Source organism: Achromobacter sp. B7, assembly GCF_003600685.1.
Taxonomy (GTDB): domain Bacteria; phylum Pseudomonadota; class Gammaproteobacteria; order Burkholderiales; family Burkholderiaceae_B; genus Achromobacter; species Achromobacter spanius_B.
On record NZ_CP032084.1, the window covers coordinates 104,166 to 118,279 of the forward strand.

The window sequence follows — 14,114 nt, forward strand, 5'->3', positions numbered from 1 at the left end:
GCGGCGCCGGAAGGCACATTCTAGTGACAGCCGGCTGACGCGAAACTAAAGCGACAGCCGGCGGCGCAATGCGCAGCGGTCAAGGCGGCAGAGCGCGCCTCGCAGGCCATGCCGCCGAGGGCGCCGCCAGCCCTTGCCGCCAGCCCGTGCCACCCCTCCGCGCCACCCCTCCGCGACCGTGTGCGGCGATTCTCGCTTACGCCCCGATCGACACCAGCTCGGCGCCTTCGGTGACCTGGTCGCCCACGCCGTAGAACACCTCTTCGACCTTCCCGTCGCCCGGCGCGGAAATGGTGTGCTCCATTTTCATGGCTTCCATCACCAGAAGCGGTTGGCCCTTTTCGACCGTGTCGCCCGCCTTGACCGAGATCGAGATGATCTTGCCCGGCATCGGCGCGGTCAGGCCGCCGGCATGCTCGCCCTGCGTGTCCTGCGCGTGCGCCAGCGGGTCGTACAGTTCCAGCACGTGTACGCCGTTGTCGCCAAAGACGTGGGCGCGGTCGGCGTGCAGCACGACGGTGCCGGCGTTTTCATGGCCGGCCAGCGTAATGCGCAGGCCATAGGCCAGGTTGGGATTCGCGCTGGCATGCGCGCGCCACAGGAACGGCTGCGGACCCGCGCCGGTGTCCAGCGTCCACGCGCCGCCTTGGCGCGCAACGGTGACGCGGCGCGTCTCGCCGTTGTCCACCCATTGCAGGTGGCGCTGATACTGGCCGCCCAAGCGCCAGCCGTCGCGTGCGTCCCAAGGGTCGGCGGGGCCTTTGCCGGCAGACGTTGCGTTCGGCTGGGCCAGGCCCTGGCGCACCAGCACGGCGGCCGATGCCAGCGCCAGCGTGGCGGCGTCGGCGGGCTGCGGTTCGGGCAGCAGCGTGGCGCGCTGGCGTTCGATCAGGCCGGTGTCCAGGTCGGCCGCGGCAAACGCGGTGTCTTTCATCAGCCGCGACAGGAAGGCCACGTTGGTCTGCACGCCCACGGCCTGCGTTTGCGCCAACGCCTGCAACATGCGCTGGCGGGCCTGGTCGCGGTCGGCGCCATGCACGATCAGCTTGGCGATCATGGGGTCATAGAACGGCGTGATCGTGTCGCCCGTGCGCACGCCACCATCGACGCGGATGTCGGCGTTGGCGAACGCGGTGTGCGGCGGCAGGCCCAGGTAGGCCAGGGTGCCGATCGACGGCAGGAATCCCTTTTCTGGGTTCTCGGCGTAGATGCGGGCCTCGATGGCATGGCCGTTGATGCGCAGGTCTTCCTGGCGCGCCGGCAGCGGCTGGCCGGCGGCCACGCGCAGCTGCCATTCCACCAGGTCGTGGCCGGTGATCATTTCCGTGACCGGGTGTTCGACTTGCAGCCGCGTATTCATTTCCATGAAGTAAAAGCGGCCGTCGGGCTCGGCGATGAATTCCACCGTGCCCGCGCCCACATAGCCCACGGCGCGCGCGGCGGCCACGGCGGCTTCGCCCATGGCGCGGCGGCGCTCTTCGGTCATGCCGGGGGCGGGGGCTTCTTCGATGACTTTCTGGTGGCGGCGCTGCACCGAGCAATCGCGTTCAAACAGGTAGACGCAATTGCCCTGCGTGTCCGCGAACACCTGGATTTCAATGTGGCGTGGCTTTTGCAGATAGCGTTCGATCAGCACGCGGTCATCGCCAAAGCTGGATGCCGCTTCGCGTTGGCAAGAGGCCAGCGCGTCCAGGAATGCACCGGACGATTCCACGACGCGCATGCCCTTGCCGCCGCCGCCCGCGCTGGCCTTGATCAGCACGGGGTAGCCGATGCCGTCCGCCTGCGTCTTCAGGAATTGCGGGTCCTGGTTGTCGCCGTGATAGCCGGGCACCAGCGGCACGCCGGCTTTTTCCATCAGCGATTTGGCGGCCGACTTGCTGCCCATGGCGGCAATGGCGGATGCCGGCGGGCCCACGAACGCGATGCCGGCCTTTTCAGCGGCTTGCGCGAACGCTTCGTTTTCCGACAAGAAGCCATACCCCGGGTGGATGGCGCCCGCGCCGGTGTCGCGCGCGGCTTGCAGGATGGCGTCGGCGCGCAGATAGCTGGCGCGCGGTTCCGATCCGCCGATGTACACGGCTTGATCGCAAGCGGCCACGTGGCGCGCGTTGGCGTCCGCATCCGAATAGACGGCGACGGTGCGGATGCCCATGCGGCGGGCAGTGGCGGCGACGCGGCAGGCGATCTCGCCGCGATTGGCAATCAGCAAAGTGTCGAACATGAATGTCATCCTGGCTGTAATTCTTCTTGAACTGCAAGCGCTGCGGTAAGGGGCGCGATGGGGCCGATGCCCTACATGCGGAAGACGCCGAACCGCGTGTCTTCGATGGGCGCGTTCAGCGCGGCCGACAGCGCCAGCCCCAGCACGCGGCGCGTGTCGGCGGGCGCGATGATGCCGTCGTCCCACAGCCGCGCGGTGGCGTAGTACGGATGGCCTTCGTGTTCGTACTGTTCGCGGATGGGCGCCTTGAACGCGGCTTCTTCGTCGGCCGACCACTGGCCGCCGCGTGCTTCGATGCCGTCGCGCTTGACGGTGGCCAGCACGCTGGCGGCCTGCTCGCCGCCCATGACGGAGATGCGGGCGTTGGGCCACATGAACAGCATGCGCGGTGAATAGGCGCGACCGCACATGCCGTAGTTGCCGGCGCCGAACGAGCCGCCGATCAGCACGGTGAACTTGGGCACGGCGGCGGTGGCCACCGCCGTCACCATCTTGGCGCCGTGGCGCGCGATGCCTTCGTTTTCGTACTTGCGGCCGACCATGAAGCCGGTGATGTTCTGCAGGAACACCAGCGGAATCTTGCGCTGCGCGCACAGTTCGATAAAGTGCGCGCCCTTTTGCGCCGACTCTGAAAACAGGATGCCGTTGTTGGCGACGATGCCCACGGGAATGCCCTGGATATGCGCAAAGCCGGTCACCAGCGTGGGGCCGAAGCGCGCCTTGAATTCATCGAACTCCGAGCCGTCCACGATGCGCGCGATGACTTCGCGCACGTCATAGGGCTTGCGCGTGTCGGCGGGAATGATGCCGTTCAGTTCGCTGGGGTCGTAGCGCGGTTCGCGCGGCGCGATGGTGGCCAGTTGCGCGGGCTTCTTGCGATTGAGCCGCGCGACGGCGTTGCGCGCCAGTTGCAGCGCGTGCATGTCGTTGGCGGCCAGGTGGTCCACCACGCCGGACAGGCGCGTGTGCACGTCGCCGCCGCCCAGGTCCTCGGCGCTGACTTCTTCGCCCGTGGCCGCCTTTACCAGCGGTGGGCCGCCCAGGAAGATGGTGCCCTGGTTCTTCACGATGATGGATTCATCGCTCATGGCGGGCACGTAGGCGCCGCCGGCGGTGCACGAGCCCATCACCACGGCGATCTGCGAAATGCCCTGCGCGGACATCTGCGCCTGGTTGTAGAAGATGCGGCCGAAGTGTTCGCGGTCGGGGAACACTTCGTCTTGCTGCGGCAAGTTGGCGCCGCCCGAATCCACCAGGTAGACGCAGGGCAGATGGTTTTGCGCCGCGATTTCCTGTGCACGCAGGTGCTTCTTGACGGTCATCGGGTAGTACGTGCCGCCCTTGACGGTGGCGTCGTTGCAGACGATGACGCATTCGGTGCCCGACACACGCCCGATGCCGGTGATGACGCCCGCGCCGGGCGCCTCTCCGTCGTACATGCCGTGCGCCGCCATGGGCGACAGTTCCAGGAACGGGGTGCCCGGATCGATCAGGTTTTCGACGCGGTCGCGTGGCAGCAGCTTGCCGCGCGCCACGTGCTTGGCGCGCGCGGCTTCACTGCCGCCCAGCGCGGTCTGCGCCAGTTTCTGATTCAGATCGTCCAGCTGCGCCTGCATGGCGCGCGCGTTATCGGTGTAGTCCTGCGACCGCGGATTGATGCGGGATTCGATGATGGGCATGGGGTTCCACCCGTCCTGCGTGATTGGAATTTGAAGGCGCTCTGGTCGAGCGGTTTGTCTCTGCTTCCCGGTGGGCCGGGCATTCTTGTCGAATGGGTTTTCGTTGCGGCTTTCCCGGCATGACCCGCGACTCGTGGTCGCGTCCGGAAGACATACAAGAAAGGCGCGGCGAAAAACCAATCGGGAGACGGAGATGATTCCGTCTCCCTGGTCGTGGTTCAGGCCGTGATTTAGGCCATGACTTAGGCCACGTACTTAGACCATTTCGATAGCCATCGCCACGGCTTCACCGCCGCCGATGCACAGCGTGGCAACGCCGCGCTTGCCGCCGGTCTTGCGCAATGCGCCGACCAGCGTGGCCATCAGGCGCGCGCCCGATGCCCCGATGGGGTGGCCCAGGGCGGTGGCGCCGCCATGCACGTTGACCTTGTCGTGCGGCAGCTTGAAGTCGTTCATGGCGGCCATGGTGACCACCGCGAAGGCTTCGTTGATTTCGTACAGGTCCACGTCCTCGGCCTTCCAGCCGGTCTTGGCGAACAGGTTTTTCAGCGCGCCAACCGGCGCGGTGGTGAACCAGCCCGGCTCTTGCGAATGCTGGCTGTGGCCGACGATGCGGGCCAGCGGCTTGACGCCGAGTTTTTCGGCGGTAGACGCGCGCATCAGCACCATCGCGGCGGCGCCGTCGGAAATCGACGACGAGTTGGCGGCGGTGATGGTGCCGTCTTTCTTGAAGGCGGGCTTGAGCGTGGGAATCTTTTCCGGCATGGCCTTGGTGGGGGCTTCGTCGGTGTCGATCACCGTGTCGCCCTTGCGGCCGGCAACGGTAACGGGCGCGATTTCCCACTTGAAGCTGCCGTCTTCGGTGGCGGCGCGGGCGCGGCGCAGCGATTCCAGCGAGAAAGCATCCTGCTGTTCACGCGTGAATTCGTACTTCGCGGCGCAGTCTTCGGCGAACACGCCCATGGCCTTGCCCTTGTCGTAGGCATCTTCCAGGCCGTCCAGCGCCATGTGGTCATACACGGTGTTGTGGCCGAAGCGGTAGCCCTGGCGTGCCTTGAGCAGCAAGTACGGCGCGTTGCTCATGCTTTCCTGGCCACCCGCCACCACCACCTGCGCGCTGCCGGCAGCCAGCAGGTCGTGGCCGAACATGGCTGCCTTCAGGCCTGAACCGCACACCTTGTGGATCGTGGTGCATGCCACGCCCAGCGGCAGGCCGGCACCCAGCGCCGCCTGGCGCGCGGGCGCCTGGCCCTGGCCGGCTTGCAGCACGTTGCCCATGATGACTTCGTCGACCTGGTCCGGCTTGATGCCGGCGCGTTCGATGGCGGCCTTGATGGCCACCGAACCCAGCTCATGCGCGGCCAGGCCGGACAGGCTGCCCAGCATGCCGCCCATGGGGGTGCGGGCGATGGAAACGATAACGATGGGATCTGACATGACTAACTCCTGTGGGGGTCGGGACAGCGTCTGGGTGTCGGCGCTGCGCGGTCGCCAGAAAGGCGTGCCGGACGCAGGCGTCTGTCCGTATCGTAAGGGAAAAATTCTTCAATACGGCCCTGCGCCACTTGGGCGCGGCAGGCTTGCCACCAGTCCGGTTCCAGCAGGTCGGCATGGTGACGCATGAAGGCGCCGCGCACGCGCGCGTCGCCCAGCAGGAAGCGGCCGAATTCTTCGGGAAATACGTCGTTCGGTCCGATGGCGTACCAGGGTTCGGACGCCATTTCCGCTTCTTCGTTGGGAGCCGGCGGAATGCGCCGGAAATTCATCTCGGTCATGCGCTGGATTTCGTCGTAGTCATAAAAGACGACGCGGCCCAGGCGCGTCACGCCGAAGTTCTTGTAAAGCATGTCGCCGGGGAAGATATTGGCGGCGGCCAACTGGCGGATGGCGTCGCCGTATTCACGCACGGCGGGGTCCAGCAAGGCGTCGGAGGCCTGGCGCAGATAGATATTGAGCGGCGTCATCCGCCGTTCGATGTAGACGTGGCGGATGACGACCGTGTCGGCCGTTTCTTCGATCAGGCTGGGCACCAGGCGGCGCAGTTCGTCCAGCAAGGCGGGCGCGAAGCGGCTGCGCGGCAACGCCACCTGCGAATACTCCCAGGTATCGGCCATGCGGCCCACACGGTCATGCAGCTTGACCATCTGGTACTTGCGCCGCACGGTGGCGTGATCCATGCCGTCTTTGTCGATGCGGTCCTTGATGAGCTTGAACACATAGGGATAGGACGGCAACGTGAACACGCACATCACCATGCCCTTGATGCCGGGCGCAATGTCGAAGGCGTCGCGCGAATGGGCCAGGTGATGCAGGAAGTCGCGGTAGAACAGCGTCTTGCCCTGCTTTTGCAGGCCGATCATGGTGTAGAGCTCGGCCTTGGGCTTGCGCGGCAACAGGCTGGCCAGGAAGTTCACCACGGCGGCCGGCGTTTCCATGTCGACCAGGAAATAGGCGCGTGTGAAGCTGAACAGCGTGCTCAGGTCGTCGGCGCCCAGCAGCAGCGCGTCCAGCGTGACCTGGCCCGCCGGGTTGCGCGTCAGCGCCACGGCAAAGGGGTAGACGGTGGTCTGGTTGATCAGGCGGCCGACGATGTAGGCGCCCTTGTTGCGAAAGAACAGCGAGCCCAGCGCATGGATCTGGCAATCGCTGGCGATTCGCCGGCCCACGTGGCGCGGCAGCAGCGTGCGCAATTGCGCGACGGCGGCGCGCGCCAGCATGCGCGTATCGCGCGGCAGGTCTTCGAAAGGCAGCGCCAGGCCGAAGTCGGCCACCATGCGGATCAGGCTTTTTTCCAGGCCGTCGGTTGCCGGGTAATACACCCGGTACGACGGCGTGCTGCTGTCCAGATAGTCGGTGGCAACGGCGGGCCGAACGAACAGGAAATCGTTGTGGAAATAGTCGCGGTGCAACAGGCGGCACGAGACCGAATTGAAGAAGGTCTCGGCGCATTCTGGCTGCTTGTGCTCGCCCAGCAGGCCCACGAATTCCTGCTTGATCTGTTGCCAGTAGGCGGTCTGGGCGCCGGTCAGGGCGGGTACGGCCGCGCCGTTGCCGTTGGCGTTGCCGTTGTGGCCCGGGATGTCGTCCAGCGCGCCTTCCGGGCGGCCGCGCAGCACCGCTTCCAGCTGCGTGGCGCATTCGCGCACACGCATGTCGTAGTACTCGATGCGTTCGCGCGACAGGTGCTGGATGCCGTGCCAGTCGCCCGATTCGAACAGCGCCTTGGCCCGCTGCGCGCTGTAGCGAAACAGCGCGTAGTGGCGGTCAAACCCGGCCAGGATGATCCGCGCCACGTCCAGCGCCGAGGGCCCCGGGGCGGGGGCCTGCTCGATATGCTGGACATCGGACATGCGGATCATGGTGGGGCGCTCGGCCGGCGTGTCAGGCGGTTTCGTTGAACAGTTCGCGGCCGATCAGCATGCGGCGGATTTCGCTGGTGCCCGCGCCAATTTCATACAGCTTGGCGTCGCGCCACAGGCGCCCCACCGGGTATTCGTTGATGTAGCCGTTGCCGCCCAGGATCTGCACGCCTTCGCCCGCCATCCACGTGGCCTTCTCGGCCGTGTACAGGATCAATGCGGCGCAGTCCTTGCGCACCTGGCGCACGTGTTCGGCGCCCAGTTTGTCCAGGTTCTTGCCGACCTGGTAGCAGAAGGCGCGGCTGGCTTGCAGCGTGGTGTACAGGTCGGCGACCTTGCCCTGGATCAGCTGGAATTCGCCGATGGCCTGGCCAAACTGCTTGCGGTCATGGATGTAGGGCACGACCACGTCCATCACGGCCTGCATGATGCCCAGCGGGCCGCCGGACAAGACGGCGCGTTCGTAGTCCAGCCCGCTCATCAGCACCTTGACGCCGCCGTTGACCTGGCCCAGCACGTTTTCTTCGGGGATTTCGCAGTCCTGGAACACGAGTTCACCCGTGTGGCTGCCGCGCATGCCCAGCTTGTCCAGCTTTTGCGCCACCGAAAAGCCCTTGAAGCCTTTTTCGACCAGGAAGGCGGTGATGCCGCGCTGGTGGGCCTCGGGGTCGGTCTTGGCGTAGACCACCAGTGTGTCGGCGTCGGGGCCGTTGGTGATCCACATCTTGGTGCCGTTCAGCACGTAGCGGTCGCCCTTCTTGTCGGCGCGCAGTTTCATGCTGACCACGTCCGAGCCGGCGCCCGGTTCGCTCATGGCCAAGGCGCCCACGTGTTCGCCGGAGATCAGCTTGGGCAGGTACTTGGCCTTTTGTGCGGCCGTGCCGTTGCGGTTGATCTGGTTCACGCACAGGTTCGAGTGCGCGCCGTATGACAGGCCGACCGAGGCGCTGGCGCGCGAGATTTCTTCCATCACCACCATATGGGCCAGGTAGCCCATGTTGGCGCCGCCGTATTCTTCGTCGGCCGTCATGCCCAGCACGCCAAGCTCACCGAATTTGCGCCAAAGGTCCATCGGGAACTGGTCGCTGCGATCCACCTCGGCAGCGCGCGGAGCGATCTCGGCCTGCGCAAAATTGCGCACGGCGTCGCGCAGCATGTCCAGGTCTTCGCCCAGGTCGAAGTTCAGGCCGGGAAGGTTCATCGATGTCTCCGTGATAGTGGGTGCTTACATTCTTATGGGCGCCTGTGGCCAGCGCCGTGCCGCCATCGTGTGGCTCATCATGCGCCGATCCGGTGTCGCCGCGCAATGATGCACCGCAAATATTACGTTTACGTAAACGTAAATTGGAGTCGGGTTATCCCTAGGAATTTGCCGCTTTCATGGGGAAGAACGCTGTTTACTATGCCTGCCTGTCCCCCGAATTTGCCTGACCGAAGCGGAGTGTGCCGTGCTTGAACTATCCAATCTGGACGAAATTGTGGCGCTGCGGCGCGATATCCATATGCACCCGGAGCTGTGCTACGAAGAGCACCGAACCGCCAAAGTGGTGGCGGACACGCTGCGCGGCTGGGGCATCGAGACGCATACGGGCATCGCCAAGACCGGTGTGGTGGGCGTGATCAAGCGTGGCACGTCGGACCGGGCCATCATGTTGCGCGCCGACATGGACGCCCTGCCCATGCAGGAAGAAAACCAGTTTGAACACCGCTCGCGCCATGACGGCAAGATGCACGGTTGCGGCCACGACGGCCACACCGCCATGCTGCTGGCGGCGGCGCGGCACTTGCAGACGGCCGGCGGCTTTGATGGCACCGTCTACCTGTGTTTCCAGCCTGCCGAGGAAGGCGGCGCCGGCGGCCGCGCCATGATCCAGGACGGCCTGTTCACGCGCTTTCCCTGTGAAGCCGTATTTGGCATGCACAACTGGCCGGGCCTGCCGGCCGGTGCGTTCGGCGTATGCGCCGGCCCGATGATGGCGGCGGCCAATGGCTTCAAGATCACCGTCAAGGGCAAGGGTGGCCACGCCGCCGCGCCGCAGGATTGCAACGACCCGGTGCCCGCGCTGTTCGCCATCGGCCAGGCGCTGCAAACCATCCTGACCCGCAGCAAGCGTCCGCTGGACGCGGCGGTGCTGTCGATCACGCAGGTGCAGGCCGGCGGCAGCGTCATCAACGTCATTCCGAACACGGCGTGGCTGGGCGGCTCGGTGCGGGCGTATCGCACCGAGGTCGTCGACCTGATCGAACGCCGCATGAACGAAATAGCCGGCAACATCGCCGCCGCGCATGGCTGCGAGGCCGACGTGTTCTTCGAACGCCGCTACCCGGCGCTGGTCAACACCGTGGCCGAAACGGAATTCTGCATGCAGGTCATGCGCGATGTGGTCGGCGACGAACGCGCGCTGACGATCGAACCCGCCATGGCATCGGAAGACTTCGCGTTCCTGTTGCAGGAAAAGCCGGGTTGCTATGTCTTCCTGGGCAACGGCGATGGCGAACACCGCCTGGCCGGCCACGGGCTGGGTCCGTGCATGTTGCACAACGCCAGCTATGACTTCAATGATTCCTTGATTCCGGCGGGCGCGTCGTACTGGGTTCGCCTGGCGCAACGCTATCTGACGGCCTGACGGGCCTGTTCGCCCGACGCTTTACCTCACGCAGTGCTACGCAACATCACCAGGACAATATGAAAAAGAAGACTTTGCTGATCAAGGCCGCGGGGGCGGCTCTGGCAATCGTGGCAAGCGGCGCCATGGCCCAAGGCTGGCCCGCCAAACCCATCACGCTGGTGGTGCCGTACACGGCGGGCGGTAGCGCGGACGCCATCGGTCGCCGTTTGGGCGACGTGCTGCGCAAGGAAGCCAACGTTACGGTCATCGTTGAAAACAAGCCGGGCGCGGGCGCTTCGGTGGGCACTGACTTCGTCGCGCGTTCGCAGCCGGACGGCACGACGCTGCTGCTGGCGTCGACCAGCCCGCTGACGATCTTCCCGCATCTGGCCAAGACCAACTACGACCCGATGAAGGACCTGACGCCGGTGGCCAGCGTGGCCGTCGCGCCGGTGGCCATCGTTGCCACCAAGGCCCTGCCGGTCAAGGACTTTGCGGGCTTGATCGACTACGCCAAGTCGCATCCGGAAGGCGTGCGTTACGGCACGCCGGGCCAGGGCACCGTGGCGCATATCGGCATGGCCGCCGTCACCAGGCAGACCGGCACGCAGATGCTGCACGTGCCCTATCGGGGCAACAGTCAGGCGCTGACCGACGGGCTGGGCGGCGTGGTGGAATTGCTGGTGGTCAATAGCGACGTGGTGCTGCCGCACGTGGCAAACGGCGCGTTAAAGCCGCTGGCGGTGATGGCGCCGCAACGCCTGGCCGCATGGCCCGACGTGCCGACGATGGCCGAACTGAAACTGCCGCAGGCGCAGTACTACTCGAACTTCGGCGTGTTTGCGCCCGCCAACTTGCCGCCCACCGTGTCCCAGCCGCTGCTGGCGGCGCTGACGCGCGCGGTGGCCAGCGCTGATTTCCAGGACCTGCTGGCCAAGTCGTATCTGCAACCGGGCACCGCGACCGGCGAGGCGTTTGCCAAGCAGGTGCAGGCGGAATTCACCAACAACGCCCGCCTGATCAAAGAAGGCAATATCAAGGCCGATTAAGCCTGGGCTTGTGGGGCAGCCCGCGGTCATCCACCGGCAGCCCCATGACCCGATAACGCATGGCGGCCAACGATTTGGCATTGGTGATGCGGGCCATGTGGGCGCACTGCGCGCACCAATGGCCCGCGCGAATCGACGCGAACGGCGCATGCCAATCGTGACCGCGATGACACAGCCAGTGCATTTTTCGGGTGGTGTTCAAGTACATGGACGTCAGGCATTCGCCACCGCGATCGCGGGCCGCCTGATGCGCGGCCTCGATGCCCAGCCGCTTGTTCAAGTTGGCGCAAACGCCGCACCAACTGCCCAGCAGAATTTTGCCGCCGGTGGTCAGCCATTCGTGGCCGTCGGCGCAGCGGAATCGATACCGCACGCCCAGCCCGCGATACGCGTCCGACAGGCACAGGCCGCCCCGCTCTTTGGCCTTGCGTTGCAGGCGGGCCAGGCCGTCGGGATGCCGATAGCCTTCGACCTTGCGCAGGCGCGCGCATTCCGGGCACCAGGTTCGACGCAGCACATCCGCACCCGCCGCTTCCCATTCGTGCCCCGCGCCGCAGCGGAACTGAAAGCTCTTTTGCCCGCGCGGGCTGGCGGTATCCAGGCACTGCCCGCCGCGCGCGATGGCGGTCTTCTGGATACGCACCAGCAGGTCGTCGCGCCGGCGCCGGTAGCCCGCGTCACGGCCACACACGGCGCAACCGATACGTTGCAGCGCCTTGTTGCCCTTGCGGTTCCAGGCGTGGCCGGCGTCGCATTGAAAGCGATGCGGTACATCCCAGCCCAGCCAGTGCGGCTCCAGGCAGGTGACCCCGTTCTTCTGCGCCAGTTCGCCCAGGCGTGTGAAGTTGGCCTCGGCCGCGCATAACGGGCATTTGACTTGCAGCGCGCGGCCGAACGTTTGCAGCGTGCGCTGGAATTGGTGCCCTGCGGTGCATTGGAAACGGTACATCGCCGACAAGCCCCGCCAATGCGTATCCAGGCATTCAAAGCCGGCCGCGTCGGCGGCGATGCGCAATTGCGGTTGGCGGTCGAGGATGGGGTGTTGGGGCTTCGTGTGCATGAGGAATCCTGTTGCCAGAGACACCGCCATTGACCACCGTGCGCCGCCGCAAGAACCCGGCAAGACAGAAGCAAAGCCGAAGGAAGGCGCGCAAGGGCTTCGGGCAATCACGGCCGCGATGCAGCGGGGATGGCGATTGCCGATCTTGCCTTCCTGTCGGACGCAAAGATATTGGATAAGTCTTATTTTTGATCGGAACTTTCTGAGGCGCAGACGGGGGAGGTCGGGCCGCGCAGGCCGCGCCGCGTCAGGTCGGGCGGGGTCCGAACATGATCACAAGCATGCCGGCCAGGCACAGGCCCACGCCCAGCCAGTCGCTTGCGCTGGGCCGCACGCCGTCAACCGCCCACAACCACATCAACGCCATGCCGATGTACACGCCGCCGTAAGCGGCGTAGACGCGGCCGGAGGCGGCGGGGTGCAGCGTCAGCAGCCACGCGAAAAGCGCCAGGCTGGCCCCCGCCGGGGCAAGTAGCCAGATGGAATGGCCCTTGCGCAACCACAGGTATGGAAGGTAGCAGCCGATGATTTCGGCCAGCGCCGTCAGGACGAACAGCGCAAGGGTTTGCAGGGCCGCCACGTGCGCGCCCTCAGGGTTTTTGCGCCAGCAGCGCGCGGCATTCGCGTTCCTGCTGCGCAATTTCCTGCAAGGTGTCTTCGATGTCGCGGCGCTGTTGTTCCAGCGTGTCGCGGTGCTGCTCCAGCACGCTGAGGTACTGGCGCAATTGCACTTCGGTATCGCCGGGGCCGTCGTACATGTCGATCAGCGTCAGGATTTCAGACAGCTGCAAGCCCAGGCGTTTGCCGCGTAGCGCCAGTTTCAGGCGCGTGCGGTCGCGCGGGCCAAAGATGCGGTTGCGGCCCTCGCGCGCCGGGCTGACGATACCCTGGTCTTCATAGAAGCGGATCGTGCGGGGCGTAACGTCGAACTCGCGGGCGAGCTCAGAGATGGTCCAGGTTGACGAGGGCATGCGGCGTGTGGCAGTTTACGTAAACGTAAATTATGATGACTTGACGTCAACGTCAAGCGTGGAGCAAGAGGCAATGAACCCCAACGAACAGAAATTGCAGTACCCCTGGGCGGACTTCCAGCCCGAAGCCGGCCGGGCCCATGTGGTGGCGGAAGGCGTCAAGTGGATCCGGATGCCGCTGCCGTTCGCGCTGGATCATATCAACCTCTGGCTGCTGCGCGACCGCATCGACGGCCAGGACGGCTGGACCATCGTTGACTGTGGCATCTCGCGCGACGAGGTCAAGGCCTTGTGGGAAGACGTCTTCAAGAACGAACTTGAAGGCCTGCCCGTGCTGCGCGTCCTGGTCACGCATATGCACCCCGACCACATCGGCCTGGCGCATTGGCTGTGCGAACGCTGGGACGCGCGGCTGTGGATGACGATGACGGACTTCATGGTGGCCTCGTTGTGGTCGTCGCGCCGTAACGAAGCGGGCGGCGGCCCGGGCGGCCAATCCGCCGTCGAACACTTTGCGCGCCATGGCCTGACGGACCTGGGCGCGCAAGAGCAGATCCGCCAGCGCGCCAACTACTACCCCAACCTGGTGCCGGCGGTGCCCGCCCGCTACACGCGCATCATGCACGGCGATCAGGTGCGCATCGGTGACCACGACTGGCGCGTGATCGTGGGTTACGGCCACGCGCCGGAACACGCCTCGCTATACAGCGCCGACCTGAACGTGCTGATCTCGGGCGACATGGTGCTGCCGCGCATTTCCACCAACATCAGCGTGTTCGATTACGAGCCCGACGCCAACCCCTTGCCGCTGTACCTGCGGTCGCTGGACGGCTACGCCGGCCTGCCCCGCGACGCGCTGGTGCTGCCCTCGCACGGGCGGCCGTTCAAGGGCCTGCACGAGCGCATTGCGCAGCAGCACGAACACCACCGCGATCGTCTGGCCGAAGTGCTTGAGGCATGCGCCGCGCAGCCGCAGTCAACGACGGACATCTTGCCGGTGCTGTTCAAGCGCAAGCTGGACCTGCATCAGCTGACCTTCGCCATGGGTGAAGCGCTGGCGCACCTGCATGCGCTGTATTTCGAGGGCAAGCTGCGTCGTGCCACCGGCGACGACGGCATTGTGCGGTTCACGGCTGCGTGATCGACAAGCGCGGCGGGTTCAT

At 65.7% G+C, this 14,114-nt stretch carries 11 protein-coding genes; 3 read left to right on the forward strand and 8 right to left on the reverse strand.

The window, feature by feature from the left end; all coding sequences use genetic code 11:
* Positions 1-196 precede the first annotated feature (196 nt).
* From DVB37_RS00505 to DVB37_RS00525, 5 genes are all read right to left on the reverse strand, one after another.
* Entirely contained in the window at positions 197-2,224 is a 2,028-nt protein-coding gene (locus tag DVB37_RS00505) for an acetyl/propionyl/methylcrotonyl-CoA carboxylase subunit alpha (RefSeq protein WP_120157361.1), read from the reverse strand.
* Positions 2,225-2,295: 71 nt separating this feature from the next.
* Complete coding sequence (locus tag DVB37_RS00510; RefSeq protein ID WP_120153383.1) at positions 2,296-3,903, reverse strand: carboxyl transferase domain-containing protein; 1,608 nt, start codon at positions 3,901-3,903, stop codon at positions 2,296-2,298.
* 255 nt (positions 3,904-4,158) lie between these two features.
* Complete coding sequence (locus DVB37_RS00515; RefSeq protein ID WP_046803956.1) at positions 4,159-5,340, reverse strand: acetyl-CoA C-acetyltransferase; 1,182 nt, start codon at positions 5,338-5,340, stop codon at positions 4,159-4,161.
* A 2-nt stretch (positions 5,341-5,342) separates the two neighbouring features.
* The gene (gene aceK / locus DVB37_RS00520) at positions 5,343-7,262 is read right to left on the reverse strand and encodes a bifunctional isocitrate dehydrogenase kinase/phosphatase (protein WP_120153386.1); all 1,920 of its coding nucleotides are present in this window, start codon (positions 7,260-7,262) and stop codon (positions 5,343-5,345) included.
* Positions 7,263-7,284: 22 nt separating this feature from the next.
* Positions 7,285-8,463, reverse strand: coding sequence for an isovaleryl-CoA dehydrogenase (locus DVB37_RS00525; protein WP_046803954.1), 1,179 nt, complete (start codon positions 8,461-8,463; stop codon positions 7,285-7,287).
* Positions 8,464-8,710: 247 nt separating this feature from the next.
* On the opposite strand from DVB37_RS00525, the gene DVB37_RS00530 reads away from it, so the two are divergent.
* Positions 8,711-9,889: a M20 aminoacylase family protein gene (locus tag DVB37_RS00530; RefSeq protein ID WP_120153388.1), complete on the forward strand. Its 1,179-nt coding sequence runs from the start codon at positions 8,711-8,713 to the stop codon at positions 9,887-9,889.
* 59 nt (positions 9,890-9,948) lie between these two features.
* Positions 9,949-10,920: a tripartite tricarboxylate transporter substrate binding protein gene (locus DVB37_RS00535; protein WP_046803952.1), complete on the forward strand. Its 972-nt coding sequence runs from the start codon at positions 9,949-9,951 to the stop codon at positions 10,918-10,920.
* On the opposite strand, the gene DVB37_RS00540 is transcribed toward DVB37_RS00535, so the two are convergent.
* The 3 genes from DVB37_RS00540 to DVB37_RS00550 form a co-directional block, all read right to left on the reverse strand.
* The gene (locus DVB37_RS00540) at positions 10,907-11,980 is read right to left on the reverse strand and encodes a hypothetical protein (RefSeq protein WP_120153390.1); all 1,074 of its coding nucleotides are present in this window, start codon (positions 11,978-11,980) and stop codon (positions 10,907-10,909) included. The two genes, DVB37_RS00535 and DVB37_RS00540, sit on opposite strands and share 14 nt — an antisense overlap.
* A gap of 247 nt (positions 11,981-12,227) precedes the next feature.
* Entirely contained in the window at positions 12,228-12,560 is a 333-nt protein-coding gene (locus tag DVB37_RS00545; protein WP_205571598.1) for a YnfA family protein, read from the reverse strand.
* Positions 12,561-12,570: 10 nt separating this feature from the next.
* Positions 12,571-12,951 carry a MerR family DNA-binding transcriptional regulator gene (locus DVB37_RS00550; RefSeq protein ID WP_046803951.1) on the reverse strand — a complete coding sequence of 127 codons (381 nt, stop codon included), beginning with the start codon at positions 12,949-12,951 and terminating at the stop codon, positions 12,571-12,573.
* Positions 12,952-13,024: 73 nt separating this feature from the next.
* Here DVB37_RS00550 and DVB37_RS00555 point away from each other — a divergent pair, with 73 nt between their 5' ends.
* Positions 13,025-14,092 carry an MBL fold metallo-hydrolase gene (locus DVB37_RS00555; RefSeq protein WP_120153392.1) on the forward strand — a complete coding sequence of 356 codons (1,068 nt, stop codon included), beginning with the start codon at positions 13,025-13,027 and terminating at the stop codon, positions 14,090-14,092.
* Positions 14,093-14,114: the final 22 nt, after the last annotated feature.